This is a genomic window from Nitratidesulfovibrio sp. D1, assembly GCF_051133415.1.
Lineage (GTDB): Bacteria > Desulfobacterota > Desulfovibrionia > Desulfovibrionales > Desulfovibrionaceae > Cupidesulfovibrio.
Window position 1 is genome coordinate 59,467 of the sequence record NZ_JBPGNZ010000001.1, and the last position, 26,021, is coordinate 85,487.

The 26,021-nt window shown below is 69.7% G+C and carries 21 protein-coding genes; 9 read left to right on the forward strand and 12 right to left on the reverse strand.

Annotated elements, in window-relative coordinates:
* Positions 1-238: 238 nt before the first annotated feature.
* Both ACR4XJ_RS00250 and metF read right to left on the reverse strand, forming a co-directional pair.
* A complete protein-coding gene (locus ACR4XJ_RS00250) occupies positions 239-1,279 on the reverse strand; it encodes a glycosyltransferase family 9 protein (RefSeq protein ID WP_434753836.1) in 1,041 nt (346 codons plus the stop codon).
* A gap of 517 nt (positions 1,280-1,796) precedes the next feature.
* On the reverse strand, positions 1,797-2,672 hold the full coding sequence (metF, locus tag ACR4XJ_RS00255) for a methylenetetrahydrofolate reductase [NAD(P)H] (protein ID WP_434753322.1): 876 nt from the start codon (positions 2,670-2,672) through the stop codon (positions 1,797-1,799).
* Positions 2,673-3,186: 514 nt separating this feature from the next.
* On the opposite strand from metF, the gene ACR4XJ_RS00260 reads away from it, so the two are divergent.
* A complete protein-coding gene (locus tag ACR4XJ_RS00260) occupies positions 3,187-4,131 on the forward strand; it encodes a phosphodiester glycosidase family protein (protein ID WP_434753323.1) in 945 nt (314 codons plus the stop codon).
* Positions 4,132-4,192: 61 nt separating this feature from the next.
* Here ACR4XJ_RS00260 and ACR4XJ_RS00265 read toward each other — a convergent pair whose 3' ends face one another.
* Positions 4,193-5,065: a dienelactone hydrolase family protein gene (locus ACR4XJ_RS00265; RefSeq protein WP_434753324.1), complete on the reverse strand. Its 873-nt coding sequence runs from the start codon at positions 5,063-5,065 to the stop codon at positions 4,193-4,195.
* A gap of 114 nt (positions 5,066-5,179) precedes the next feature.
* Positions 5,180-5,767, reverse strand: coding sequence for a DJ-1/PfpI family protein (locus tag ACR4XJ_RS00270; protein WP_015946648.1), 588 nt, complete (start codon positions 5,765-5,767; stop codon positions 5,180-5,182).
* Between the two features lie 316 nt (positions 5,768-6,083).
* On the opposite strand from ACR4XJ_RS00270, the gene ACR4XJ_RS00275 reads away from it, so the two are divergent.
* The gene (locus ACR4XJ_RS00275) at positions 6,084-6,404 is read left to right on the forward strand and encodes a zinc ribbon domain-containing protein (RefSeq protein WP_434753325.1); all 321 of its coding nucleotides are present in this window, start codon (positions 6,084-6,086) and stop codon (positions 6,402-6,404) included.
* Positions 6,405-6,510: 106 nt separating this feature from the next.
* On the opposite strand, the gene ACR4XJ_RS00280 is transcribed toward ACR4XJ_RS00275, so the two are convergent.
* The 5 genes from ACR4XJ_RS00280 to gpt form a co-directional block, all read right to left on the reverse strand.
* Positions 6,511-8,115, reverse strand: coding sequence for an ABC transporter ATP-binding protein (locus ACR4XJ_RS00280; protein ID WP_434753326.1), 1,605 nt, complete (start codon positions 8,113-8,115; stop codon positions 6,511-6,513).
* A gap of 4 nt (positions 8,116-8,119) precedes the next feature.
* Complete coding sequence (locus ACR4XJ_RS00285) at positions 8,120-9,040, reverse strand: ABC transporter permease (protein WP_434753837.1); 921 nt, start codon at positions 9,038-9,040, stop codon at positions 8,120-8,122.
* Positions 9,041-9,047: 7 nt separating this feature from the next.
* The gene (locus ACR4XJ_RS00290; protein WP_434753327.1) at positions 9,048-10,121 is read right to left on the reverse strand and encodes an ABC transporter permease; all 1,074 of its coding nucleotides are present in this window, start codon (positions 10,119-10,121) and stop codon (positions 9,048-9,050) included.
* Between the two features lie 29 nt (positions 10,122-10,150).
* Positions 10,151-11,308: a BMP family ABC transporter substrate-binding protein gene (locus ACR4XJ_RS00295; protein ID WP_434753328.1), complete on the reverse strand. Its 1,158-nt coding sequence runs from the start codon at positions 11,306-11,308 to the stop codon at positions 10,151-10,153.
* A 168-nt stretch (positions 11,309-11,476) separates the two neighbouring features.
* Positions 11,477-11,968 carry a xanthine phosphoribosyltransferase gene (gene gpt / locus ACR4XJ_RS00300; RefSeq protein WP_333504758.1) on the reverse strand — a complete coding sequence of 164 codons (492 nt, stop codon included), beginning with the start codon at positions 11,966-11,968 and terminating at the stop codon, positions 11,477-11,479.
* Positions 11,969-12,321: 353 nt separating this feature from the next.
* Here gpt and ACR4XJ_RS00305 point away from each other — a divergent pair, with 353 nt between their 5' ends.
* The gene (locus ACR4XJ_RS00305; protein WP_434753329.1) at positions 12,322-12,747 is read left to right on the forward strand and encodes a hypothetical protein; all 426 of its coding nucleotides are present in this window, start codon (positions 12,322-12,324) and stop codon (positions 12,745-12,747) included.
* Positions 12,748-12,836: 89 nt separating this feature from the next.
* On the opposite strand, the gene ACR4XJ_RS00310 is transcribed toward ACR4XJ_RS00305, so the two are convergent.
* From ACR4XJ_RS00310 to ACR4XJ_RS00320, 3 genes are all read right to left on the reverse strand, one after another.
* Positions 12,837-14,726, reverse strand: coding sequence for a SurA N-terminal domain-containing protein (locus ACR4XJ_RS00310; protein WP_434753330.1), 1,890 nt, complete (start codon positions 14,724-14,726; stop codon positions 12,837-12,839).
* Positions 14,727-14,855: 129 nt separating this feature from the next.
* Positions 14,856-16,781 (reverse strand): aconitate hydratase, encoded by a 1,926-nt coding sequence (locus ACR4XJ_RS00315; RefSeq protein ID WP_434753331.1) that lies wholly within the window; start codon positions 16,779-16,781, stop codon positions 14,856-14,858.
* 301 nt (positions 16,782-17,082) lie between these two features.
* Positions 17,083-18,567 carry a sigma 54-interacting transcriptional regulator gene (locus tag ACR4XJ_RS00320; RefSeq protein WP_434753332.1) on the reverse strand — a complete coding sequence of 495 codons (1,485 nt, stop codon included), beginning with the start codon at positions 18,565-18,567 and terminating at the stop codon, positions 17,083-17,085.
* Positions 18,568-18,869: 302 nt separating this feature from the next.
* Here ACR4XJ_RS00320 and ACR4XJ_RS00325 point away from each other — a divergent pair, with 302 nt between their 5' ends.
* From ACR4XJ_RS00325 to ACR4XJ_RS00350, 6 genes are all read left to right on the forward strand, one after another.
* Positions 18,870-19,982, forward strand: a complete 1,113-nt coding sequence (locus tag ACR4XJ_RS00325; protein WP_434753333.1) for a glycosyltransferase — start codon at positions 18,870-18,872, stop codon at positions 19,980-19,982.
* Between the two features lie 82 nt (positions 19,983-20,064).
* On the forward strand, positions 20,065-21,417 hold the full coding sequence (locus tag ACR4XJ_RS00330) for an O-antigen ligase family protein (RefSeq protein ID WP_434753334.1): 1,353 nt from the start codon (positions 20,065-20,067) through the stop codon (positions 21,415-21,417).
* The gene (locus tag ACR4XJ_RS00335; protein ID WP_434753335.1) at positions 21,414-22,472 is read left to right on the forward strand and encodes a glycosyltransferase; all 1,059 of its coding nucleotides are present in this window, start codon (positions 21,414-21,416) and stop codon (positions 22,470-22,472) included. Before ACR4XJ_RS00330 ends, ACR4XJ_RS00335 begins: the two co-directional genes overlap by 4 nt.
* Positions 22,473-22,549: 77 nt before the next feature.
* Complete coding sequence (locus tag ACR4XJ_RS00340; RefSeq protein WP_434753336.1) at positions 22,550-23,683, forward strand: glycosyltransferase; 1,134 nt, start codon at positions 22,550-22,552, stop codon at positions 23,681-23,683.
* Complete coding sequence (locus ACR4XJ_RS00345) at positions 23,684-24,784, forward strand: glycosyltransferase family 4 protein (protein WP_434753337.1); 1,101 nt, start codon at positions 23,684-23,686, stop codon at positions 24,782-24,784.
* The gene (locus tag ACR4XJ_RS00350) at positions 24,777-25,973 is read left to right on the forward strand and encodes an aminotransferase class I/II-fold pyridoxal phosphate-dependent enzyme (protein ID WP_434753338.1); all 1,197 of its coding nucleotides are present in this window, start codon (positions 24,777-24,779) and stop codon (positions 25,971-25,973) included. Before ACR4XJ_RS00345 ends, ACR4XJ_RS00350 begins: the two co-directional genes overlap by 8 nt.
* Positions 25,974-26,021 lie beyond the last annotated feature (48 nt).

The following is a 26,021-nucleotide window of genomic DNA, read 5'->3' on the forward strand; positions in this document are numbered from 1 at the left end:
ACGGCAGGCGCATGGCCCGGTACCGCGATGCGGGACCGCCACACGCCACGGCAGTTGCATTGGCGCATGCCGCCCCGCCTCCCCCCTCCCGATGCTGCACGTGTGGACATGCCCGGCACGACCGACAGGGCAGTACCGGCAGTACCGGACCGGAGGGGAACTCCGGCACCTTAGCCGCTTTCCCCGCGCCGCGAAAGCCCGAACACGCCGTTCACCGCATAATGAGGGTGCTGCCCCGTCAATACGGCACGGCGGGCGGCGACACGGCGGCCAGGTGGTCCAGCATGGCCTGGCACACGGCTTCCGGCGTCAGGCGCACAAGGCAGGCCAACTGGTCGGGGTTGGCGCATTCGTTGCGGTTGCAGGGCTGGCAATCCAGCCCCAGGGCCATGTGGAAATGTTCCGGGGCGGGGAAGGACCACGCCCTGCTGGTGGCCCCGCGCACCACGAAGGTGGGCGTGCCCACGGCCACGGCGATGTGGCACGGCGCGGAACAGTTGCCCACGTGCAACGCCGCCTGATCGATGCAGGCGGCCATTTCGCGCAGGGACAGCATGCGGCCGGGCATCAGCACCTTGTCCGGACAGTCGCAGGCGGCCACCACGGCGCGCACGTCGTCCTCCTCTCCGGGGCCGGACAGGGGCATGAAGCGCAGCGAAGGGTCGCGCGCGGCGGCGAGCGAAAGCAGCCTGCCGTAGTGGGCGGCGGGCCAGCGCCGGGTAACGCGGCGGTGCGTGGGGTCCACGGTGACCAGCCGCTGCCCCGGCGCAAGCCCCAGCGAAGCCAGCAAATCGCGCGCGGCGGCGCGCTCCGCGTCGCTCAGGTACAGGCGGGGGCGCTCGCCGTTCCAGCGCACGCCCAGCGGTTCCAGCACGCTGGCCTTGGCCATGGCGGCGTACCCGTCGCGCGGGCGCACCCAGTGGGTGAACAGCCAGCGGTTGTACCACGCGGGCGTGTACGACAACCGCACCCGCGCGCGCGACATGGCCACCACCCACCGGCAGCGCGGCAACTGCTGGAAATCCACCACCACGTCGAAGCCGGTGCGCGCCACCCGCCAGTAGAAGGCCACCTCACGGGCAAGGGAGCCCAGTTCCTTCTTGTCGATGGCCCACACGGTGTGCACGGCGGGATTGCCCTCCAGCATGGGAGTGCACTTGCGCTCGGTGAGCACGTGCAGTTCCGCGTGGGGAAACCGGCGGTGCAGCAGCTCCAGCGAGGGGGTGGCCAGCAGCACGTCGCCGATCTGCCGCAACTGGCAGACCAGGATGCGCCGCACGTCGGCGGGCTCGATGACGGGGGGGCCGGAATATCCGGCGGCCGGGGCCGCGCGGGCTTCGGAAGAACGGGAGGGGGATGTGCTGTTCACGGGCGCTCCGGTCTGGAATGGTGCCGTGCTACCGTCTTGCGCACGGTGCGTCAACCGGAGGGGGGCGGAGGGGCGGAGTCGGGGCGAGCCTGCCCGCCCCCCGCCGCACACGGAAAAAGCCCCCGGAGACCTGGCGGCTCCGGGAGCCTTGAACCGCTGGCGGCGGCGCGCCGCGCCGGACGGGAACTGGCAAGCCCTCTTGCGCAGCCGGTACCATGACCGAATGTCCCCGTCCCTGCGCGGCCGGTGCGGGTGCCATCCGCGCCGTGCCTCGCCTGAAAGTGCGGTGAGGTCCGCCGCGCCGTTTCGTGCCCTGCGGCGCTGCGAACTGATTAATCAATCAACAATTCCCATATTGCCGAAGCCGCACGGAAAGTCAAGCCGCCCGCGCGGCCCGGCCGGGATTGCAGGCCGGGCCGCATGCCGGTTACGGCGCGCCCACGGCCTCGGCGATGCGCAGGCAGGTATCGGCGCGGTTCAGCGTGTACAGGTGGATGCCCGGCGCTCCGCCGTCCAGCAGCGCACGGATCTGCCGCTGGGCGAAGGCGATGCCCGCTTCCTTCACGGCCTCGGCGCCGCCCTTCTCGTTGGCGGCTTCCAGTTCCAGGTACAGATTGCCGGGAATGTTGGCCCCGCACAGCGAAAGGATGCGCCGCACCGACTCCAGGCTCTGGATGGGCAGGATGCCCGGCAGCACCGGCTTGTCCACGCCCATGGCTCGCAGCCGTTCCACGAAGTCGAAATATTCGCGCACGTCGAAAAACAGCTGGGTGACGATGAAGTCGGCCCCGGCGTTGACCTTGTCCGCCGTGTGGCGCAGGTCGCTGGCGAAACTGGGCGACTCGGGGTGCGCCGCCGGGTACCCGGCCACGCCCACGCCCATGTCAGGCTGCTCGCTGCGGGTGAACCGCACCAGGTCAGCCGCGTAGCGGAATTCCGCCGTGTCCCAGTCGATGGCCTGCCCCTTGGGGGCGTCGCCGCGCAGGGCCAGCACGTTGTCCACGTTCACCTCGCGCAGGCGGCGCAGGTAGTCCGCGATGCGTTCGCGCGTGGCGCCCACGCAGGTCAGGTGGGCCATGGGCTCAAGCCCCATGACGTTCTTGAGGTGCGAGGTGATTTCCAGCGTGTTGTCCTGGGTGGAACCGCCCGCCCCGTAGGTGACCGAGGCGAACAGCGGATTCAGGGCCTTCAGCCGTTCCACGGTGGCGAAGAAGCCGGGCCAGTTCTCCCGTTCCTTGGGGGGAAAGAATTCCAGCGAATAGAAGGGACGGGTGCTGGCGGCGATGCTGTCTCTGATCTTCACGGCGTGTCCTTTGCGGCCAGGGTCTGGCGTCTGCGTGTGCTGTCGGATGGACCGGCGGTGGCGGGCTGCGGGCCGATGCGGGGCCAGGCGGGGCCAGGCGGGGCCAGGCGGGGCCAGGCGGGGCCAGGCGGGGCGCGCCCCTTGCTTCCATGGTGTGGAATCATTCTATATCAAGCTATCTTGATATGTCAATATTGAAATGTTCAGCAAAATGTTTCGCCATCCGCCCGGCCCGGCCGACCGGACCAGCGCCGACCGTTGCACCACGCGGGGGTTTCCCCTACACTGCCTCCCTGCGCCGGGGGGTGCGCTCCGTCCCATGCGGACGTCCACCGGCCCGCGCCCCCGGCCCATGCATGTCCCGTCCCATCGCCATTCGGGCCACGGCACAACGCTTGCCGCCTGTCCCGGCCACTTACCGCACAGCCACACCCGCCGTACCGCCATGACCGTCACCGCCCGTTCCGCCGCAGCACCCACGCCCCCATCCGGCACCTGTCGGCCGGGGGCGTACATGCGCGCCCCGCGCCGGGCCGCCGCCGTACTGGCGGTGCTGGGCATGCTGCTGGCGGCGGCACTGGCGCATGCGGACGAACCGCACCCGGCCGGGATGGGCGCGGACGACACACCCGGCTGGACCGAACTGGACACCGGGCTGCAACTGGGGATATTTCCCGCGCCCGACGCGCCCGACGGCCCGGAACGCATCGTGGCCGTGCGCATCGACCCCGCCTACTACGAATTCAGCCTGCACACCACGTCGGAAGAGGGCGAACCCGCCCTGTCGCTGACGGACTGGGCCCGACGCCACGACCTGAACGCGGTGATCAACGCCAGCATGTACCTGCCCGACGCGCGCACCAGCACCGGCTACCTGCGCAACGGCGCGCACCTGAACAACCCGCGCATCGGGGGCAACCTGGGGGCGTTCTTCGTGTTCGGGCCGCTGTCGTCCGACCTGCCCCAGGCCGATCTGCCGCAAGCCGATCTGCCGCAAGCTGACCTGTTGGACCGCACCGCAGACCCGTGGGAAACGCTGCTGCCGCAGTACCGCTCGGTGGTGCAGAACTACCGGCTCATCGGGGCCAACCGGCGCATCCTGTGGCCGCAGGGCGGGCCGCTGTACTCGGTGGCCGCCGTGGGCCAGGACGGGAGCGGGGCCATCCTGTTCCTGCACTGCCGCGAACCGCTCACGGCATGGCGGTTCGCCACCATCCTGCTAGCCCTGCCCATCGACATCCGCGACGTGATGTACGTGGAGGGCGGCCCGCAGGCCGGGCTGTACCTGCGCACCCCCGTGCGCACCGACATCTGGATGGGCCGCCACCCGGCCGACTTCTGGAGCGGCGGGAACGCGGCCGCCCCCCTGCCCAACGTGCTGGGCGCGCGGCGCAAGGCCACGCCCCCGCAGCCCGGCCTGTTCCCCGACGGCCGGGAACGCCCCACGCCGCAGTTCTAGGACGCGCGCGGCGTCTCGGCCCCCCGGGGTCCGGGCATACGGCCACGGGAAACCTGCGCCGTCACCCTGTCCGCAGACATTCCGCAAAGAAACGCAACACATCGTCCCAGGCCCTGGCTTCGGTGCGCGGGCAATGCCACGACGCCGACGCATCGAACTCCGTCCCGTACGCCGCGTTGCAGAAGCCGTGGCCCGCGCCCGCGTGCAGCACCATCCGGCAGTCCACGTCCGCCCCGGTCATCTCGCGCGCGAAAGGCTCCACGTCGCGCAGGGGGATGACGTGGTCGCGCCCGGCCAGATGCACCAGCACCGGGCAGTGCGCCACGCCGGGCGTTGCCTGTCGCGACGAGGAAAGGTAACCGTACACGCTGGCCGCGCCGCGCAGGGGCGCGCCGGAGCGGACCAGTTCCAGCGCGGCCCCGCCGCCCAGCGAAAAGCCCATGGCCAGCAGACGCCCGGCATCCACGCCGGGCACTCCGGCCAACGCGTCCAGCCCGGCCCGCGCGCGCAATTGCAACAGCGCCCTGTCGTCACGCAACGGGCGCAGGCAAGCGCTGGCCTGCTCACGGTCGGCCGGGCGCAGCGCCTTGCCGTACAGATCGGCGCACAGCACGGCGTACCCGGCCTGCACCAGCCGCGCGGCGCTGCGGAACAGGTAGCCGCCGAGGCCGGTGTATTCGTGCAGCAACAGCACGCCGGGCACGCCGCCGGACCGCCCTCCTCCGCTGGCCGCGTCGAATCCGTCCGCAGTGAAGCCGTCCGGCAGGAACAGCCGCCCTTCGCAGTCCACGACGCCGCCGTCCGGCTCCCCGGTCCCTGCGGGCGCAACGTACGCCACCGCCCTACCCGCCCGCTCCAGATCGTCCGCCAGAGCATCGGTGGCAAACAGGCCCACCTTGCCGCTCCATGCGCCCATCCCGGAATCCTTGCCCATCATATCTCCCCGCCCCATGGTTCCCCGCCATATGCGGCGACGTCCGGCAGGTTCGCCGGACGTCGCGTTTTCATCGGGAACGAGCGTACCACGGATCGTGGCGCGTCTTTCTTCCTAGGGCTCTATGCGCGACCCCAGCACCCCCAGGAACTTGCGCATCCACTCGGGGTGCGCGGGCCACGCGGGCGCGGTGACCACGTTGCCATCCACGCAGGCATTGGTGAAGGTGTCGTTCACCTCGCACCACGTGCCGCCCGCGCCTTCGATGTCCGGCTTCACGGCGGGGTACGCGGTGCAGGTCAGCCCCTTGACCACGCCCGCCGTCACCAGCAGCTGCTGGCCGTGGCACACCGAGGCGATGGGCTTTTTGGCCGCCGCCATCTCGCGCACGATCTCCACCACGCGGGGGTTCAGGCGGATGTATTCGGGGGCGCGGCCGCCGGGAATCACCAGCGCGTCGTAGTCGGCCGTGTTCACCGCGTCGAAGTCGGCGTTCAGGGTGAAGTTGTGGCCCGGTTTTTCGGAGTAGGTCTGGTCGCCCTCGAAGTCGTGCACCGCCGTGCGCACCTGCTGGCCCGCCTTCTTGCCGGGGCACACCGCGTGCACGTCGTGCCCCACCATCAGCAGCATCTGGAACGGTACCATGACTTCGTAATCTTCCACGAAATCGCCCACCAGGAACAGAATCTTCTTCACTGCCATGTCGTGCTCCTTTGTGCCGGCGCACCCGGTGGCGGACGTGGCCGCCGCCCGGCGTGCCGGTCGGGGGTTGGGGGAAGGGGATGCGCGCGCCGGTGCCGCGCAACGCTTGCGTCCCGGCGCGAAATGGTTATTGAAGTGCGGACGCCAAGGGGGACGCCACAGGGCCGGTGCCCCCGCCGGAGCGACCCGCCCGGAAGGACGCGGCCCCACGCGGGGTGTTTGCGCATTCTATCAATAGCGCGTTCGGCAACTGCTTACAACCGGAACCACACATCGGAACCGGCCGGAAACCGGCCGACACGCAAAGGTCACACCCATGCCCATGTACGAATTCTCCTGCCAGGGATGCGGCGCAGTGTTCGAGGAACTGTGCGCCCGCGACGCGGAAACCTGCGCCTGCCCCGCCTGCGGCGGCCAGGGCAACCGGCTGATGTCCGCCGCCACGCCCAAGCTGCGCGCGGGCAGCCCGTTCACCAGCACCCCGCGTAACGCGGGCGCCGGGGCCGCCACCGGCTGCGCCTGCGCGAGCGGTCCCGCCACCCCCGCGTCCGGCTGCGCCTGCGCCGCCGGGGCCGCCCCCAAGGCAGGGGGTTGCGGCGGTGGCGGCAGCGGAGGCGGGTGCGGCTGCTCCAACTAGAGCCAAGGACACCCGCACGTCCCCATCCCGTCTTTCCCATGACAAAACGGCGGGCCATCCCATGGGATGGCCCGCCGTCGTCATATGCAATGGAAGCGTGTGCGGTCTACGCCGGTGTTTCCGCCCCGTTCGCCTCATCCGCCTCATCCGCCTCGCCGGGGCGCACCCCGGCCATCATCAGGCCGATGGCCTCCACCTTGGCGGTGTCGTCCCTGTCGAACACGTCGATGAACCGGCCCCGGTACATCACGGCGATGCGGTCGGCCAGTTCCAGCGCCTCGTTCAGGTCGCCGGTGACCAGCAGCACCCCGGCGGTGGAGCGCGCCTCCAGCAGCCTGCCCCACACTTCCTCGGTGGCGGAGATATCCAGCCCCTGGGTGGGGTTTTCGGCCACGATCACCTCCGGTTTGCGGAAGAACTCGCGCCCGATGACCAGCTTCTGCAGGTTGCCGCCCGAAAGCGCCCGCGCGGGCACGGTGATGTCGCCCGGCTGCACGTTGTACTCCCACACCACCCGCTTCACCGCGTTGACGGCTTCGGCCCGGTCCAGAAACACGCCCTTGGCGAACAGGTTGCGCGTGGTCAGCAGGAAGTTGTCCACCAGGTCCAGCTGACGGCAGGTGGCAAGGCCCTGCCGGTCCTCGGGGATGTAGGCCAGGCCGCGCCTGCCGGGAGGCCCGGCGAAAAATTCGCGCCACGGGCGGCCAAGGATGCGCACCTCGCCCGATTCGGGCCGGGCCAGGCCGCAGATGGCTTCCACCAGTTCCTTCTGCCCGTTGCCCGCCACCCCGGCGATGGCCACGATCTCGCCGCGCCGCACGTCCAGCGACACGTCGGAAAGGCCCGCGCCGGAAAGATGCTCCACGGACAGCACGGTGTCCACCGGGGCCAGCCGCTTGGCGTCCACCTGCAACACCACGTCGCGCCCCACCATGCGGTTGGCCAGCACGGTCTGGTTGGGCACGTCGGCCTCGCTGAACTCGTCCACCACCTCGCCCCGGCGCAGGATGGCGATTTCGTCGGCAACGGTCAGCACTTCCTGCAACTTGTGGCTGATGAACACCAGCGCCTTGCCCTGCCCGGCCATGCGCCACATGGCCTCGAACAGCTGGTCGGTCTCGCGCGGGGTGAGCACGGCCGTGGGCTCGTCCAGGATCAGCACGCGGCTGTCGCGGTACAGCAGTTTCAGGATTTCCACCCGCTGCCGCTCGCCCATGGACAGGCCGCCCACGCGGGCCGCCGGGTCCACCGCCAGGCCGTAGCGCTCGGCCAGGGCAGCCACCTCGTCGCGCATGCGCGCGGGGCGCAGCACCATGTGGGGCGACTGGCCCAGCAGCACGTTTTCGGCCACGGTCATGGAATCCACCAGCATGAAGTGCTGGTAGACCATGCCGATGCCCGCGCGCAGGGCGTCGCGCGGCGAGGCGAACACGGTGGGCGCGCCGTCCACGATGATGGAGCCCGAATCCTGGCGCAGCTTGCCCGCCAGGATGGACATGAGCGTGGACTTGCCCGCGCCGTTCTCGCCCAGCAGGGCCTTGATGCAGCCCGGGCGGATGTCCAGCGTGATCTGGTGGTTGGCGCGCACCTTGCCGAACGACTTGCAGATGCCGTCCAGCCGCACCACGGGCGGCAGGTGGGCATGGGCCTCGCGGGCGCGGCATGAAATTTCCGGCGCCACGGCGGTGGGGGTATGCGGCGTGTCGCTCATGGCATCATTCCTCGGGCTCGATGTTCACGCCCAGCGCGGCGGGCGCGGCACGCCCGCCGCCGCGCGCCGACGAGACCAGCAGCACCAGCACCGTCAGCGCGTAGGGCAGCATGAGCATCAGCGACGAGGGCAGGTTGGCCCCCATGGCCTGCAAGCGCAGTTGCAGGGCCATCACCCCGCCGAACAGGTACGCGCCGAACACGGCGCGGCCCGGCCGCCAGAAGGCGAAGATGACCAGCGCCACGGCAATCCAGCCGCGCCCGGAGGTCATGTTGTTGGTCCACAGGTGGGTGTAGGCCAGCGAAAGGTAGGCCCCGCCGAGCCCGGCCAGAAAGCCGCCCGTGAAGATGCCGCACCAGCGGATGCGCACCGGCGACAGCCCGGCGGCGGATGCGGCGGCCGGATGTTCGCCCGCGGCGCGCAGGGCCAGCCCCTGCCGGGTGCGGGCCATGAACAGCCAGAACAGCGGCGGCAGCAGGTACGAAAGGTAGACCAGCGCGTCGTGCCGGAAGAAGACGGGCCCCAGCACCGGGATGTCGGCCAGCACCGGCACGGCGAAGGACTGGAAGCCGGTGGTGGTGACGCCCACGTACGGCGTGCCCAGAAAATCCGCCAGCCCCAGCCCCAGGATGGTCAGGGCCAGGCCCGACACCACCTGGTTGCCCTGGAAGACCAGACAGACCACCCCGTGCAGCAGGGACAGCCCGCCCCCGCACAGCCCGGCGGCCAGCACCCCGGCCCACGGGTTGCCGGTGAGGTGGGTGGCCAGAAAGGCGGTGAACGCGCCCACGATCATCATGCCTTCCACGCCCAGGTTCAGCACGCCGGAGCGTTCGGTGAACATCTCGCCCAGGGTGGCGTACAGGATGGGCGTGCCCGACTGCACCGTGGCGGCCAGGATGGAGAGCAGCAGCGCGGTGTCCATGGCCATGCTAGCTCCTCCCCCGTAGCGTGAAGCGGTAGCGGTCGAAGAACTGCCCGGCCAGCACCGAAAGCAGGATCATGCCTTCAAGGATGCCCCCGAAGGCGGCGGGCACCTGCAAATCCAGTTGCAGGTGCTCCACGCCCACGCGCAGCCCCGCCAGCAGGAAGGCGAAACAGGCGATGGAGCCGATGCGCAGGCGCGACAGCCAGGCCACCACGATGGCGGTGTAGCCGTAGCCCACCATGATGCTGGGTTGCAGGCGGTTGACCGTGGCCGAGGTCTCGATGCATCCGGCAAAGCCCGCCAGCGCGCCGCACAGCGACATGACCAGCAGCACCAGCAGGTTGTAGGGCATGCGGGCGTAGCGGGCGGCGCGGGGGTTTTCGCCCCCGGCCAGCAGTTCGAAGCCGAGGCGGGTGCGCTTCAGGAACACGGCCAGCAGCACGGCCACGCCCGCGCACACCGCAAGGCCCCAGTGCACCCGGCCCAGGGTGGCCGGGGAGATGGGGCCGATGATGGCGGCCTCGGGAAAGATGGGGGTCATGGGAAAGCCGAAGCTGGTGGGGTCCTTCCACGCGCCGTAGACCAGGAATTGCAGGAACAGGATGCCGATGTAGTTGAACATCAGCGTGGAGATGATCTCGTTCATGCCGAAGCGCAGGCGCAGCACGGCGGGCACCGCCGCCCACAGCCCGCCCGCCGCGGCGGCGCACAGGAACATGGCGGGCATCATGGCCCACACGGGCAGGCCCGGAAAGGCCAGCACGGCCCACGTGGCCCCCACCGCGCCCAGGGCGAATTGCCCCTCGGCGCCGATGTTCCAGACCTGCATGCGGAACGACACGGCCACCCCCAGCGAACACAGGAAGATGGGGATGGATTTCAGCAGCGTGTCTTCCAGTGCGAAGGGGCCGCCGAAGCCGCCCGACCACAGGACCGCCAGCGCCTTCAACGGCGGCTTGCCGTGCACGGCGAGCAACGCGCAGCTGACCCCCAGCGAAACGACGAGGGCCGCCGCGAAAATGAAAAAGGAGCCCCATTGAAGGGGCTCCTGCCGTTTCACGACTCTGGGTAGGAACATGGACAGGGGGCTCCGGTTCTTGGACGCGGCTACTGGGTGGAACCGACCACGCCTTCCACGAACCAGGTCATGCCCAGCATGTCCTGGTCGGAAAGCACCTGGCCTTCGGCCACGCGCACGGCGCCGCTCTGGTCCTTCACCGGGCCGGAGAACACCTTGTAGGCGCCGGACACGATCTCGGCCTTGCGCGCGTCCACCTTGGCGCGCACGTCCTGCGGCACCATGTCGCCGTAGGGGGCGATGCCCACGATGCCGGTATCGATGCCGGGCCAGAACGAGCCGGACTTCCACTCACCCTTGCGGACCTTTTCCACCACGTCCTTGTAGAAGGGGGCCCAGTTCCACACGGCGGCGGTGAGGTGCGACTTGGGAGCGAACTGGCCCATGTCCGCGTTGTAGCCCACGGAGTACACGCCGCGTTCCTGGGCGGCCTCCTGCGGGCCGGGGGAATCCTGGTGCTGGGCGATGACGTCGGCGCCCACGTCCAGCAGGCTCTTGGCGGCTTCCTTTTCGGTGGCCGGGTCGTACCAGGTCTTGGTCCACACCACGCGCACCTCGGCCTTGGGGTTCACGGCGCGCACGCCCAGGGTGTAGGCGTTGATGCCGCGAATCACCTCGGGGATGGGGAAGGCCGCCACGTAGCCGAGGATGTTCGACTTGGTCATGGCGCCGGCCACCATGCCGGTCAGGTAGCGGGCCTGGTACATGCGCCCGAAGTAGTTGCTCATGTTGGGCGCGGTCTTGTAGCCCGAGCAGTGCATGAAGGTGATGTTGGGGAACTGTTCCGCCACCTTCAGCGTGGGGTCCATGTACCCGAAGCTGGTGGTGAAGATGATATCGAAGCCCTTGCGCGCCATGTTCTGGATGACGCGTTCGGCGTCGGCCCCTTCGGGCACAGATTCCACGAACGAGGTGGTCACGCCGGGCATTTCCGCGATGGCCTTGCGGGCCTGGTCGTGCGCCCAGGACCAGCCCACGTCGCCCACGGGCGAAACGTAGACGAAGCCGACCTGCATGTCCTTCACAGGAGCGGGTGCGGGGGCGGCGGCGGGTGCGGGGGCGGCGGCCGCCGGCTTCTGCTCGGCCTTGGGGGCCTCGGCGGGCTTCTTGTCTTCGCCGCAGCCGGTCAGGGCAGCCATGAGCAGCATGGCGGCAACCAGCAACATCGCGGATACGGATTTGCGCATCGGGAGCCTCCTCGGGGGCTGGGTGGATGGAACGGTATACGGCCACGGACGGCGGCTGCCCGTCCGTTGATGTACCAGAGGCAATGCATCAGGGCTCGCGGCCGGGAACTTTCCGGGCGGCGAGGCCGCTCGGGCACGGCGCCGACACTGATGCGGAGAAAGAGATTTCTAGCCCGCTTCCCGCTGGTTGACAAGGGGCTGCACGTACTGCACCTCCGAGTCCCACGGAAAGAGAATCCATGTATCCTGGCTGACTTCGGTGATGTAGGTGTCCACCAGGGGACGCCCTTCGGGCTTGGCGTACACGGTGGCGAAGTGGGCCTTGGGCAGCATTTCGCGCACCGCCTTGGCCGTGCGGCCGGTATCCACCAGGTCGTCCACCATCAGCCAGCCTTCGCCGTCACCCTGCATGCCCTTGAGCACTTCCAGGCGGCTCGACTGGTCCTGCCATTTGTAGCTGGTGATGCACACCGTGTCGATGAGGTGCACCCCCAGTTCGCGGGCGATGATGGCGGCGGGCACCAGGCCCCCTCGGGTGATGGCGATGATGCCGGTCCAGGGCCCTTTCTCCAGCAGCCGCCACGACAGCGCCTTGGCGTCGCGGTGAAGCTGTTCCCAGGTGACGGGAAAGACCTTGCGGTAGGAGTCTGCGGTGCGCACGAGGGGTTCCTGCGGGTTGCGGAGCCGGGACGGATGCGGCCTGTCTTGCGACGCATCGCCGGGCTCCCGTTGCGGGTGACGCCTCCCTTGCCCTGCCCCGCCCGCGCTGTCAAGCGCTTACCCCCGGCCGTGGATTCCGCAGGGGCAAGGGAAAAACCCCGGAACATGTTCTGTCCGATCAGGCAAGCATTGTGGCCGATCAGGAATTCATTGCGCCACGACCTTTGCGTATCATGGCAATCACGGAAAGCGGAACAGACCCGAACGGGTAATTGATGACAAGCCCGCACAGCGCGTCCGCGTGCGGCGCGCCCGCAACGCCCCCCTTCGCCCACCCGGACACTGGAGGAACCATGGAACCCATCGACAAGGCCCCCGGCGGCATGACGCCTCACGGCATCGTGCCAGACGACATCGCCCCCAACGTGCTCGAAGCCTTCCACATGATGTGGGACAAGCATCCTTCCCCGGTCATGCTCACCCGACCCAACCGCACCATCGTGGCGGCGAACGCGGCGGCGCGGGCCGTCGGCATCGAGCCGGGCCGCAAATGCTTCACCCTGTGCGGCCCGGACAAGCCCTGCGCCGCGTGCAGGGCCAACCAGGCGGTGCGCGACGACGCCTGCGTGCGCAGCCTGAGCTACACCGAAGCCGGAAACCGCTTCGTGGACGGCTACTGGACGCCCCTGGCTGGCGTGCCGGGGCTGTTCCTGCACTACGCCAACGACATCACCCAGTGCGTGCGCGAAGAACTGCTGCGCCCCGGCTGTACCTGCTGACGGCCCGGCGACACCTTGCGCCCCAAGCGAAAAGGCCGCCCTTCCGTGAGGAGGGGCGGCCTTGTGCGGTTTTGGTCGGTGATCGACAGCTAATCGTCGATGAGCTTGGCGTTGCGCAACTCGATCTTGGCGGCCGAGGACAGTTCGCCCACGAACACGCGGAAGAGTTCCTCGCGCTTGGCGGACAGCACGGTGGCGCGCACCGTTTCGGCGGCGGCGGACCATTCGGCGTCGGTGGGATGCTGCACGTCCTTGACCCGGAACAGCACCGCGCCCGCCGAGGTGTCCACCGGGGTGGCCTGCCACGCGCCGGGGGTGGCGGCAAAGGCGGCGTCCACCAGGGCGCGGCTCTGGCCGAAGGGGGCGATGACGCCGTTGCGGCCGAAGGGCTCGGCGGTCTTCACCTTGGCGGCCAAATCGACGGGCAGGCCGTCGGCCAGCTTGGCCCCGGCTTCCCCGGCGACCTTGACGGCCAGCTTTTCGCCTTCCACGCGGCGCACCTGGGCGGCCACCTCTTCCTTCACCTTTTCCAGCGGGGTCACGCTTTCCGGCTGTGATTCCAGCACGGCGGCGATCATGTAGCCGCCCTCGATTTCCAGCGGAGTGTCGATGACCGTGCCCGCCGGGGTGGAGAACGCGGTGCCCACGGACTGGCCCTTCAGGCCCACGGCGACGCCCGCGTCGGCGCGGGAGAACAGGCCGGTGGGCTTGTGCTCCAGCTTCAGCGCCTTGGCGATGTCGTCGATGGACTTGCCCGCCCCGGCCATTTCCAGGGCGGTGTCCAGGGCCTCGTGCATCCGTTCCGAAGCCTTTTCCTCGCCCAGGCGCTGGCGGATTTCGCCGCGCACCTCGTCCAGGGTGCGGGTGCGCTGGGTTTCGTGCGCGTCCAGCCTGATGACGTGCCAGCCGAAGGCGGTGCGCACGGGGACGCTGACCTCCCCGGGCTTCAGCGCGAACACGGCCTCCTCGAAGGGGGGCACCATCTGGCCCTTGGTGAACCAGCCAAGGTCGCCACCCTGCGCGCCGCTGCCCTTGTCGTCGGACAGCTTGGCCAGCGCGGCGAACTCCTTGCCCTTCTTCAACTGGGCGATGACGTCCTCGGCCTTGGCGCGGGCGGCGGCGTCCTCTTCCTTGCTGGCCCCTTCCTGGGCCATGAACAGGATGTGCCGGGCGCGCACGCGCTCGGGCGCCACGAAGTAGGTTTCGGCGTTGTCCGCGTAGAAGGCGGCCACGGCCGACTCGGGAATCTCCACGGCGGCGGCCAGGCTGGCCGGGGTCAGGGTGACCGCGTCCAGGCTGATGCGCTGCGGGTTGCGCCAGGCGTCCAGGTTTTCGTTGTAGCGCTCGGCGATCTGCTCGTCGGTGGGGGTCACCTTGAGCACGTAGTCTTCCAGCGGGAACAGCACGTATTCGATGGAGCGGCGCTCGCGGCCGTAATCGAACAGGGCGCGGGCCTCCTCGTCGGTGACCGAGGCGGGCGAGGTGATCCGGTCGCGCAGCTTCTGCAGCAGCATGTCGCGGCGGATGCCGTCCTCGAAGCGGCCGGGCGTGGTCTGCTGGCCCTTGAGCACGGAGCGGTACACGTCGGCGTCGAACCTGCCGTCGCCGTTGCGGAAGGCCGCGATGGACTCGATGGAGCGGCGCAGTTCGGCCGGAGCCACCGAAAGCCCGATGCGCGCGGCCTCGTCAGCCAGCAGGCGTTCGGTGATCATGGCCTGCAACACCTGGCGCTTGAGGCCCATCTGCTTCATGTCCTCGGCGCTGATGCCGGGGTAGCGGCCGCGCAGGGCCTCCACCTGGCGCTCGTATTCGCGCCCGAATTCCTGCACAGTGATGGGCTTCTTGTTCACCGTGGCCACGGCGCCCGCGGGGCCGTTGCTCATGGAGCCGACGCCCCAGAAGACGAACACGATGATGATGATGCCGAAGGCGATCTTCACGCCCCACGACTGCGCGTGGGCACGGATCAGTTCAAGCATTGAGAGACTCCATTGAGGTGTGCGCCAATGCCCCCCAGTGTGTCCGCGCGGTGCGTTCGGGCGGTGCGCCGGTTGCGTCGGGGGGCCGGGGGGTGCCGGAGGCTCCGTGCGGAGTCCGGCAAGGACACCCTACTGTTTTCTGGAAAGACGGACGTGATTCAGCAGTCCGCCTGCCCGGATAATATCCAATTCCTTCCGCGTCAAATCGTTCCGCACGCGCACGGCTCCCACGCCCTCCACCTGCACGTCCACTTCGCCCCCGGCGGTGATGGCCGACGCGGGAATGGCCACCGCGCCGCCCACGGCCAGCCGATCGTAATCGGCCCGGTCGCACAGGATCAGCGGCAGGATGCCGAAGTTGACCAGGTTGGCGCGGTGGATGCGCGCCAGCGAGCGCACGATGACCGCGCGGATGCCCAGGTGGCGCGGGGCCAGCGCCGCGTGCTCGCGGCTGGAGCCCTGCCCATAGTTGTCCCCGGCCACGATGACCCCGCTGCCCGCCGCCCTGGCGCGGGCCACGAAGTCCGCGTCCACCCGGCCGAAAACGTGCTGCGCGATGGCGGGCACGTTGGAGCGTAGCGAGGTGATCTCCGCCCCGGCGGGCATGATGTGGTCGGTGGTGATGTCGTCGCCCAGTTTGATGACCACCTGGGCCTGCACCGTGTCGTCCATGGGCGCGAACTGTTCCAGGGCCACGATGTTGGGCCCGCGCAGCACTTCCACCCCGCTGCCGTCCTCGGGCGGGAAGACGAACAGGTGGCGGATGGAGGGGGCCGTTTCCGGCAGTTCCGGCTGGGCCGGGGGCGTGCCCCAGGTGGCCGGGTCGGTGAACCGCCCGTGCAGCGCGGCCATGGCGGCGGTGAGCGGCGAGACCAGGTACACCCTGGCGTCCTTGGTGCCGCTGCGGCCCTCGAAGTTGCGGTTGAAGGTGCGCACGCTGACCCCGCCCGACACGGGCGAGCCGCCCATGCCGATGCACGGGCCGCACGAACATTCAAGGATGCGCACGCCCGCGTCCAGCAGGGGTTCCACCAGCCCTTCGGCGGCCAACATCTTCAGCACCTGCTTGGAACCGGGCGAGACCATGGTGTCGGTGCCCACGCTGACCAGCTTGCCGCGCAACACCTCGGCCACCATGCGCAGGTCGGCGTAGGACGAGTTGGTGCACGAGCCGATGGCCACCTGGTCCACCCCAAGGCCCGCCAGTTCCGCCACGGGCACCACCCGGTCGGGCATGTGCGGCTGGGCCACCAGCGGCGCCAGCGCGGAAAGGTCGATGACGATCTCGTCGTCGCAGGCCGCGTCGGCGTCCGCGCAGAGTTCCTTCCAGTCGCCCTCGCGGCCCATGGAGGCCAGGAAGGCGCGGGTGCGCCCGTCGCTGGGGAAGATGGAGGTCGTGGCCCCCAGTTCCGCGCCCATGTTGGTGATCACCGCGCGTTCGGGCACGCTCAGCGTGGCCACGCCCGGCCCGGCGAACTCGAACACCTTGCCCACCCCGCCCTTGACCGTGAGCAGGCCGAGCAGGTGCAGGATGACGTCCTTGGCGGATGCCCAGCCCGTCAGGCGGCCTTCCAGGCGCACCCTGACCACGCGGGGCATGGAGATGAAGTACGGTTCCCCGGCCATGGCCAGGGCCACGGACAGGCCGCCCGCGCCCATGGCCAGGCTGCCGATGCCGCCCGCCGTGGGGGTGTGGCTGTCCGAGCCCACCAGCGTGGCCCCGGGCAGCGCGAAATTCTCCAGGTGCAGCTGATGACAGATGCCGGTGCCAGGGGGCGAGAAGATCACGCCGTGCTTCGCGGCGACAGTACGCAGGAAACGGTGGTCGTCCGGGTTGCGGAAGCCCATTTGCAGGGTGTTGTGGTCCACGTAGCTCACCGAAAGGTCGGTGCGCACGCGGTCAACGCCCATGGCCTCGAATTGCAGGTAGGCCATGGTGCCGGTGGCGTCCTGGGTCAGGGTCTGGTCGATGCGCAGGCCGATTTCGGCTCCCGGCGCCATCTCTCCGCTGACGAGATGCGCCGCGATGATCTTCTGCGTAAGGTTCATGGACATGCTACCCTCGTGGATTCGGCGTTGCCGGTATGGCGTGCGCACCCGCGCCGCCCGTATGCTGATTCGTCCGGCGGGCCGAAGGACCTCGGGACACAGTGGGTCGCATGGTTGCGGGCCTGCTCCGCGAGGGAACGGCATCCGCCAAACGTCATGCGGAACGTTACGCGCAATAGCAGGGAATGCGCGGCACGGGGCGGCTCCCTTGGCGGGGGCCTCATGCCGCAACCGCCCGCGAACCCGCGCGAGGGGTTCCGGGCGGTTCGTCCGGTGTAGTGCACATCACCGCGGCCCGCAAGGGGCGTCAGGCAACTTCTATGCCCATTCCGCGGTATTCGTTGAGCTTGTTGCGCAGGGTGCGCACCGAGATGCCCAGCAGTTCCGCCGCCTGGGTGCGGTTGCCGGAGGTGACCTCCAGCCCCTTCAGGATCATGATGCGCTCCATCTCGTGCAGCGGAATGACCCCACCGGGGAAGGAACCGCCGCCGTCAGGACCGCCAGCCGAAATCGCGGGGATGCCTGCCGCGCCGTCGCCCCCCGCCCCGGCAAGGGGCGATGCGGCGTCCCCGTCCCCTTCGGCGCCGGGGGGCAGGTCGCCCTCCTCGAACAGCGGCCAGGAGTCGGGATCCAGCAGGAAGTGCCGGGTGGTGATGGGCCGCCCCCCGGCCAGCAGCACGGCGCGTTCCATCAGGTTCTGCAATTCGCGCACGTTGCCCGGCCAGTCGTAGCGTTGCAGCCATTCCTCCGCGTCCGGCGCGAATTCCGCCGGGGCCAGCCCGTACTCGCGCACGTAGGTGGCCGCGAAGTGCCGGGCCAGCACCGCCACGTCGTCGCCGCGCTCGCGCAGGGCGGGCAGGCGCAGGGGAATGACGTTGAGGCGGAAGAACAGGTCCTGCCGGAACTTGCCCTGCTTCACCCAGTCGTCCAGGTCGCGGTTGGTGGTGGCCAGCACGCGCACGTCCACCTTCACCGTCTCGGTGCCGCCCACGCGGTCGATCTCGCCTTCCTGCAGCACGCGCAGCAGCTTGGCTTGCAGGCCAAGGTCCATCTCGGAAATTTCGTCCAGCAGGATGGTGCCGCCGCTGGCCAGTTCGAACTTGCCCAGCTTGCGGGCGATAGCCCCGGTGAAGGAGCCCTTCTCGTGGCCGAACAGCTCGCTTTCCAGCAGGTGTTCCGGCAGGGCGGCGCAGTTCACGGCCACGAAGGGGCCGTCGGCCCGGTCGCTCCAGCCGTGCAGGAACCGCGCGAACATTTCCTTGCCGGTGCCCGATTCGCCGGAAATGAGCACCGTGGCGCGCGAAGGAGCCACCTGCCGGGCCAGGGCCAGCACGCGGCGCACGGCGGGGTGGTCGCCCACGATGCGCGGCACGCCGGGGCGCGGTTCCGGCGTGCGTCCTCCAAGGGTGGACGACGGGGGCACGGGCGCGGCGGCGCGGCGCGGCGCGGGCAGCGCTGCCACCACCTTCTCGAACAGCAGCGGTTCCAGCCAGTAGTCGCGCGCGCCCAGCGAAAGGCACCGCTCGGCCTCTTCGGCGGAACCCTTTTCGGCGAACACGATGACGGGGGGGAATGCGGGGTCGTCCGCGCCCACGGCAAGCAGGTCGTCCACCTTGTATCCGGGCAGGCTGGGCCGCGAAAAGATCACGGCCGGGCCCGACTTGCGGATGAAGGCGGAGGCACCCTTGAGGTTCTCGGCGATGCCGACCTCGAATCCCGCATCGCGCAGCTTGGGGAAGATTCGGGTCACGGCGGTGGCCGGAGCGAGGAATAGTATGCGCCGGGCGGACATGTTGAACCTTGTACCCGCAACCTTAAGCTTTATCAACTGATGGAGTACGAACGCGCCCGGCGGGGTGCGGGTTCGCCCCCATGCGGACCGCGAACCCTGCGAGTGGCGCAACGGGCCACCCAAACGGGAAGGCCGCCACCCTTCCCGCGCCGTGTCCCATGTCAGTAGTCCTTGACCGCACGGCGGGCTGCGGGTAGGACCGTTCAGCATTCGCACCCCGGCCTGCCCCGCATGGCCCTTACGGCCCGCCCGGCCGCGCGCATGCGGCAATGTTCCCGCAACCATCAGCCGGAACCCTCAGGATGAAGATCGCCTATCTCGTCGGCGGGCTGCCCTTCGGCGGCATCGAAAAATGGCTGTTCGACCTGTCCCTGGCCTACCGCGCCAACGGCCTGGTCACGCCGCGCGTCTTCAACCTTTCGGGCACGGGGCAGATGCTGCCGGAATACCAGGCCGCGGGCATCGATGTGCACTGCGTGGGCTCGCACATCCGCAGCATCGCCTCGCACCGGCTGGACACCTCGCTGCGCCTGCGCGCCATGCTGCGCGAATTCTCCCCGGACATCATCCACACCGTGCACTTCAGCGCCAACCACCTGGGGCGCATCGCCGCGCTGGGCCTGGGCATCCCGGTGGTCACCCACCTGCGCAACACCAAGCACGAGAAGCGTCTGCACCGCAGGCTTTCCGACAAGCTGCTGTCCTACGCCACCACGCTGTACCTCGCGGTGTCCAAGGCCGTGGCCGAGGTGGTCGCCACCGACCACAATCTGGCGGGCCGCCCGGTGAAGGTGCTGTACAACGCCATCGACGCGGGCCGCTTTGACGTGCCCCCGCTGGACCTGCGCGCCGCCTTCGGCCTGAGCGGCCCGGTGGTGGTGGCGGTGGGCCGCTACGTGCGGCAGAAGAATTTCGACCTGCTCATCCGGGCCATCCGCATGGTGCGCGACGCGGGCGTGCCCGCATCGCTGGCCCTGGTGGGCGAAGGGGCGGAGCGCCCCCGCCTGGAAGCCCTGCGCGACGAACTGGGCCTGCGTGACCATGTGGCGCTGACGGGATTCCGTCCGGACGTGGCGGCCTTCTACAAGGCGGCCGACGTGTTCGCCATGCCCTCGCAGTTCGAGGGGTTCCTCATCGCCCAGTTGGAGGCCATGTACTGCGGGCTGCCGTGCGTGGTGTCCCGCCATGTGCCCATGCTGGAACTGGCCGGCGAGGCATCGCTGGTGTGCGAAACCGAACCCGCCGACATCGCGGACAAGCTGCTCGCCATCCTGCGCGACGACGCCCTGCGCCAGCGGCTGTCCGACGCGGCGCGCCGCCTGTCCGCCCCGCACACCATGGACCGCTACGCCGTTGCCCTGCACGCCATCTACACCGATCTGCTGGCCGGGAACCTCGCGGGGGCCGCGCGTTGACCTTCACCTTCCCGCGCGTACCATCCGTCCCGTCCGCAGAAGCACCTTCCCGCGGCTCACGGGGTGGGATATAGTTTGCCGCATGACCGACATCCACCGTCACGCCGTCACGGCCCGCATGGCCGCCGCCCTGGACACCTTTCGCGCCGCCCCGGACCCGCAAAAGGCGGAATGGGCGCGCACCCTGCTGTTCTGGCTGTTCTGGCTGTCCATCGCCACCTTTCCGCTGGGGCAGGCATTCCGCGAAACCGGGCCCATCCTGTGCCTGGCGGTCCTGCTGCCCTACCACTACTGGGGCTACCGGCAGTCCGCCCTGCGCCGCTTCCCGCTCAAGTGGCTGTTCGTGCTCTTCTACGGGCTCATCTGCGTGAAGACGGCCATCTCGCTGGACCCGCGCCAGAGCCTGGTCTACGTGCTGCCCAACGCCTGGAAGGGGTTCGCCCTGCCCTTCGTGGCCATGGAATGCGCGCGGGACATGCGCGACATGCGCCGCTTGGTCTGGGCCTTCGTGGTGGTGAGCTTCTACGAAGGGCTGGACGGCATCTACCAGCACCTCACTGGCCACGACCTCATCCACGGCACCGCCATCATCGCCAAACGCCTCACCGGCTCCATGTCCACCTACCGCGTGGGCGATTACATGGCGCTCGTGCTGGTGCCGGCCTTCGGCCTGTGGGCCATGCTGCCCCGGACCCGGTCCGCGTGGCGCAGGGCCGTCACCACCGCGCTGATCCTCGCGCCGGGCACCTACCTATGGGTCTTCGCCCAGGCCAGGAGCGGCTACCTTGGCGTGGCCGCCGCGCTGTTCTTGCTGTGGTGCCTGTTCACCCGGCCGAAACCCGTGTACCTGCTGGCGCCCGCGTGTCTCGGCATCTTGGCCGTGCTGTTCGGCCCGCAGCGCATCACCCTGGAAACGGCCATGCGCGACGGGCGCATCGAACTGTGGCGCATGGCCTGGCAGGTCATCCAGGAACGCCCGCTGACCGGTTGGGGCATGGGCATGTTCGGCCCGGCCTTCAAGGCGCTGGGGCTGCAACCGGTCATCAACTCGCCCCGCATCCAGCACCCGCATTCGGTATACATCCAGTTTCTGGTGGATACCGGCGCGCTGGGCTTCGCCGTCGCCATGGTCTTCCTGTTCGGCATGCTGATCTGGGGGCTGCGGCGGATATACCGCAACCTCCCGCGTTCCGGCGCGCCGTACGACATGTGGACCATGGCCGCCTTCTTCCTGGCCGGATGGCTGTGCTATCTGGTGGAGGCGCTGTTCGCGCACGACTTTCTGCGCTCGTGGTGGATGGCCGTGTCCATGGGCCACCTGGGCGTAATGATCGGCGCCGTGCTCAACGCCGAAAACACCCTCACCGCGCGCGCCGAGCCGCGCGCCAGCGCTCCCCCTAACACTCCCCCCAATACTCCCCCGGACGCCGCATGAACATCGCCTTCGTCAACAGCACCCGCAAATGGGGCGGAGTGAAGACCTGGATCCTCGATTTCGCCGAGCGCCTTTCCTCCTACGGGCATGACGTGCGCGTCTACGGCCGCCAACAGGCCTTTGTGGACCAGGCCAGACGCCGCGTGGGGCACGGAGAGGCCGCCAGCTTCGGCTTCGACCTCAACCCCGCCACCATCGCGTGGTTCCGCCGCCGGTTCACGGAGCACCGCACCGACGTGGTGATCATCAACATCGGCAAGGACCTGGCCACCGCCGGGGCTGCCGCCCGCCTGCTGAACATCCCCGTGGTGCAGCAGATCGGCCTGCCCGGCGACATCCCCCACCGCCTCAAGACGCGCCTGCTGCACGCCTGGATCGCCCCGAAATTTCTTTGTTCCTGCCAGTACATAGCCGACGGCTTCCTGACCAGCCTGCCCTACCTGCGGGCCGACGACGTGCACGTGGTGCTCACGGCCAAGCGGGTGGCCACCGGGCCGCTGTCCGCGTCCACGCCCCGGCGGCTGGTGGCCACGCAGCAGCTGAACCCCGACAAGGGGCACGAAACCCTGCTGCGCGCCCTGGCCAGCCTGGACCTGCCCTTCGAACTGGACGTGGCGGGCACCGGCTCGCACGAAGCGTACCTGAAGGAGCTTGCCGCCTCGCTGGGTATCGCGGAACGCATCCGCTGGCACGGCTTCACCACCAGGGTGCCGGAACTGCTGGAGCGGGCCGACGTGTTCCTGTTGGCCTCGCTCAGCGAAGGGCTGCCCAACACCCTGCAGGAGGCGCTGGCCCAGGGGCTGCTGCCCGTGGCCCGCGACGTGGGCGGGGTGCGCGAGGTGTACACGCCCGAACTGGAGCCCTGGCTGCTGCCCTATGCCGCCGGTCCGGCCGAATTCGCGGACATGCTGCGCAAGGCGCTGACCCTGCCGGACAAGGACCTGGTGGAGATGAAGCACGCCGCGCGCCGGGCCTGCGCCACCCACTGCGAACTTGACAGCAAGGCCCGCGAACTGGAAGCGTGGCTGTCTGGCCTGATCACCTGTTCGGCCTGATTGGCTGTCCTGCCTGATCAATTGTCCGGCCTGACACGCGTCCGCAACCGACCAACCCTTCACGCCCCACGCCGCCCATGCACAAGCGCCCCGTCGTCTTCCGCCTCACCAACAGCCTGCACTACGGCGGCATCGCCTCGCGCATGCGGGCCATCCTGCCCCTGCTGCTCGACGAGTTCGAGGTGCACGTGGTCACCTACCGCACACCGGGCATCTTCGCGCCGGAACTGGCGGACAGGGGCGTGCGGGTGCACCACCTGCCCATCCCCACCAAGTGGAGCCCCACGGGCATCGCCCGGCTGGCGCGGATGCTGCGCGGCCACGGCGCGTCGGTGCTGCACGGCCATTCCTTTTCCGGCAACGTCACCGGGGCGCTGGCCGGGGCGCTGGCGGGCACGCCCATCCGCATCGGGCAGATCCACACCATCACCAACCACTGGTACGAAAACGCCCCCGTGCACCGCGCCAAGCAGCGGGTGGAGGAAATGCTCATCCACCGCTTTCTGTCCACCAGGGTGCTGCACGTCTCGCGCGAGAGCATGAACTACTTCGCGGCGCAGATGCCGCTTGCCGCGCCGAAGTTCGAATTGCTCCACAACGGGGTGGACTTCGCCGCGCTGGCCCCGCGCCGAAGCGCGGCGGACCTGCGCGCGGAACTCGGCATCGCGCCGGGGGCCGGGGTCATCGGCTACGTGGGGCGCATCGCCGGGCCCAAGCGCATCGGGATGATCCTGACCATGGCGGCCAGGGCCGTAGCCAGCCATCCGGACATGGTCTTCGTCATCGTGGGGGGCGAGCAGCGCCAGGCCGAGGGGTTGCGGCGCGAGGCCGCCGCCCTCGGCATCGGTGACAAGGTGTTCTGCCCCGGTGAAACCCCGCGCCCCGGCGACTACTACAACATCTTCGACGCGTTCATCTTCACCTCGCCCCCGGCATACGAAGGCATGCCCGGCGCAGTGCTGGAGGCGGCCTCGTTCGGCATGCCCATCGTGGCCATCCGCACCGACACGCTGGAAGAAATGGCCCAGTGGTACGACGGGTTCCGCTTCATCACCGAAGACTGCGACCCCGCGCGCGAACTGGCCGCCGCGCTGGCCGCCCCCCGGCCCGACCCGGCCCGGCTGCGCGCGCACTTCTCCATCCAGGCCATGGCCGGCCGCACCCGCGCCCTGTACCACCGTCTGCTGCAACAACACGCCGCACGCACGTAAATGCGCATCCTCCTCGTCACCTCCTCGTCCACCCGCAGCGGCGGCGCGCGCCAAGCCCTGTACCTGGCCGAAGGGCTGGCCGGACGCGGCCATCAGGTCACCTTCTTCACCCCGCGCGGCTCCACCCTGCGCACCCTGTCGGACTCCGTGCCCTGGGCCGACCTGCCCGCGTCCCCCGGCCGGTGGAAGGCCGCGCTGGAAGCGGCCATGCCCGCGCCCGGCCAGGGCTCCTGCATCGTGCAGGCATTCCACAACAAGGCGGTGAAGCGCCTTGCCTGGCACGGGCTGTTCTGGCGGCGGCGCGGCGTGGTCTGCGTGGGCTACCGGGGGGTGGTCTACCGCCCCGGCAACCCGCTGACCTACTGGTCGCCGGGGCTGGACGCCTTCGTGGCCAACTCGCACGCCTGCGCCAAGGTGCTGCGCGGCATGGGCGTGGGCGAGCGGCGCCTTGCGGTCATCCACAACGGCATCCCCGCCGACCGGCTGGCGCCCCGGCGCGGGGTGGACGCCGTGCGCGCGGAACTGGACCTGCCCCCACGTTCCACGCTGCTGGGGTGCGTGGCCGGTGACAAGGAGGTAAAGGGCGTGGCCCCTCTGCTGCGGGCCTTTGCCCTGGCCTGCGGTCAGGGCGGCGGCACGAATGCCGACGGTGGCCCGCACCTGATCGTCGTGGGGGTCACTCCCGAACGGTGGCAGCCGCTGTGCGCGGAACTGGGCATCGCCCGCCGCGTCCGGCTGGTGGAGCACAGCAACTGCGTGGCCGACTACCTGCAACTGCTCGACGCCTTCGTGCTGCCCTCGCTGTCCGAGTCCATGCCCAACACCTTGCTGGAGGCCATCTGCTCCGGGCTGCCGGTGGTCGCCTCGCAGGTGGGCGGCGTGCCCGAACTGGTGCGGGGCAACGGCCTGCTGGTCCCGCCCGGCGACGTGCCCGCCCTGGCCGGTGCGCTGATCACCGTGACCGGCGACGCGGCCCTGCGCGCCACCTGGGCCGAGGCCAGCCGCGCCCTTGCGCCGGAGTTCTCCACGGACGCGCGCGTCACCCGCTTCGAGACGTTGTACCGCACGCTGCTGCACCGCAGGGGATTGTCCGATGCCTGATCCCGGCCCTGCTCCCCACGCCGCGCCCGCCAACAGCACGCCGGGCCAGGGCGCGCACGGCGGCGACGTCTACCGCGTGGCGCGCGAATTGGGAGTGGACCCGGAACGCATCCTGGATTGCAGCAGCAACGGCTTCGCCCACGTGCTGGAACTGACCCGCACCCTGGTGGCCGCGCAGCCCCACCCCTTCGAGCACTACCCGGACAGCGCCAGCACCGCCCTGCGCGAGGAACTGGCCGCCCACGAACACCTCGCCCCCGGCGAGATCATGGCGGGCAACGGCTCGTCCGAGCTGATCTGGCTGGTCCTGCGCCTGTTGCGGCCCGGCCGGGTCACCCTGCTGGGCCCCACCTTTTCCGAGTACGCCCGCGCCTGCGAGGCCCACGCCATACCGTGGCGGGTGCTGCACACCACCCCCCTGCGCGCGCTGGACCCGCCCCCGCCGGGTTTCCGGGCCGATGCGGACGGCGAGATGGCGGTGCTGTGCTCGCCGGGCAATCCCTGCCCGGTCACCGCGCCCGACCTGCCCGCCCTGGTGGCCGCCCTGTTCCGGGCCGGTTTCCGCACCGTGCTGGCCGACCTGACCTACCGCGACTTCCTGTGGGGCACGCCGGAGCATGCCGCCCACCATCACAGCGCCCTCGCCCCGGCCTGCCCGCCCCGCCTGGCGGACGGCATCCTGCTCTGCCTGCACAGCTTCACCAAGTTCTTCCATTGCACCGGGATACGCCTGGGCTACCTGACCGGTCCGCAGGCCCTGCTGGACCGCTTGCAAGCGCAGCGCCCGCCGTGGATGGTCTCCCCCTTCGCAGAGGCCATGGGCAGGCGCTTCCTGCGCGCCCTGCCGGACTACCGGGCGCACCTTGCCGACCTGCGCGCCGACCGCGCCGCCCTGCTCCGCGGCCTGCGCGCGGCGCAACTGTTCGATCCCCGCGCCACCGACGCGGGACCCAGCTTCGTGACCTGCCGCCTGCACGACGAACTGCTGCGGAACGGCGTCACGTCGGAAATGGTGCGCCAAGAACTGCTGCGGCTCGGCATGCTCGTCCGGGCCTGCGACAACATACCCGGCATGCCCCCCGGCCACATAAGAATGCAGGTCCGCCGCCAAAGCGACAACGAACGGCTGCTGCAACACATCGCATCGCTGTCTTTCGCGCCGCATGCAGTGACGCAACAGGGCGCATGAATCTCCCGAAGGCGCGCCTTGCGTCGCCACGCCGCGCACGGGATGCGG

What these genes read in the sequence shown, in the direction of transcription:
- ACR4XJ_RS00260 (WP_434753323.1), top strand. Translation starts at nt 3,187, where the DNA reads ATGCGCGCCCCGCGCCGGGCCGCCGCCGTACTGGCGGTGCTGGGCATG.
- ACR4XJ_RS00265 (WP_434753324.1), bottom strand. Translation starts at nt 5,065, where the DNA reads ATGGGCAAGGATTCCGGGATGGGCGCATGGAGCGGCAAGGTGGGCCTG.
- ACR4XJ_RS00270 (WP_015946648.1), bottom strand. Translation starts at nt 5,767, where the DNA reads ATGGCAGTGAAGAAGATTCTGTTCCTGGTGGGCGATTTCGTGGAAGAT.
- ACR4XJ_RS00275 (WP_434753325.1), top strand. Translation starts at nt 6,084, where the DNA reads ATGCCCATGTACGAATTCTCCTGCCAGGGATGCGGCGCAGTGTTCGAG.
- ACR4XJ_RS00280 (WP_434753326.1), bottom strand. Translation starts at nt 8,115, where the DNA reads ATGAGCGACACGCCGCATACCCCCACCGCCGTGGCGCCGGAAATTTCA.
- ACR4XJ_RS00285 (WP_434753837.1), bottom strand. Translation starts at nt 9,040, where the DNA reads ATGGACACCGCGCTGCTGCTCTCCATCCTGGCCGCCACGGTGCAGTCG.
- ACR4XJ_RS00290 (WP_434753327.1), bottom strand. Translation starts at nt 10,121, where the DNA reads ATGTTCCTACCCAGAGTCGTGAAACGGCAGGAGCCCCTTCAATGGGGC.
- ACR4XJ_RS00295 (WP_434753328.1), bottom strand. Translation starts at nt 11,308, where the DNA reads ATGCGCAAATCCGTATCCGCGATGTTGCTGGTTGCCGCCATGCTGCTC.
- ACR4XJ_RS00305 (WP_434753329.1), top strand. Translation starts at nt 12,322, where the DNA reads ATGGAACCCATCGACAAGGCCCCCGGCGGCATGACGCCTCACGGCATC.
- ACR4XJ_RS00310 (WP_434753330.1), bottom strand. Translation starts at nt 14,726, where the DNA reads ATGCTTGAACTGATCCGTGCCCACGCGCAGTCGTGGGGCGTGAAGATC.
- ACR4XJ_RS00315 (WP_434753331.1), bottom strand. Translation starts at nt 16,781, where the DNA reads ATGTCCATGAACCTTACGCAGAAGATCATCGCGGCGCATCTCGTCAGC.
- ACR4XJ_RS00320 (WP_434753332.1), bottom strand. Translation starts at nt 18,567, where the DNA reads ATGTCCGCCCGGCGCATACTATTCCTCGCTCCGGCCACCGCCGTGACC.
- ACR4XJ_RS00325 (WP_434753333.1), top strand. Translation starts at nt 18,870, where the DNA reads ATGAAGATCGCCTATCTCGTCGGCGGGCTGCCCTTCGGCGGCATCGAA.
- ACR4XJ_RS00330 (WP_434753334.1), top strand. Translation starts at nt 20,065, where the DNA reads ATGACCGACATCCACCGTCACGCCGTCACGGCCCGCATGGCCGCCGCC.
- ACR4XJ_RS00335 (WP_434753335.1), top strand. Translation starts at nt 21,414, where the DNA reads ATGAACATCGCCTTCGTCAACAGCACCCGCAAATGGGGCGGAGTGAAG.
- ACR4XJ_RS00340 (WP_434753336.1), top strand. Translation starts at nt 22,550, where the DNA reads ATGCACAAGCGCCCCGTCGTCTTCCGCCTCACCAACAGCCTGCACTAC.
- ACR4XJ_RS00345 (WP_434753337.1), top strand. Translation starts at nt 23,684, where the DNA reads ATGCGCATCCTCCTCGTCACCTCCTCGTCCACCCGCAGCGGCGGCGCG.
- ACR4XJ_RS00350 (WP_434753338.1), top strand. Translation starts at nt 24,777, where the DNA reads ATGCCTGATCCCGGCCCTGCTCCCCACGCCGCGCCCGCCAACAGCACG.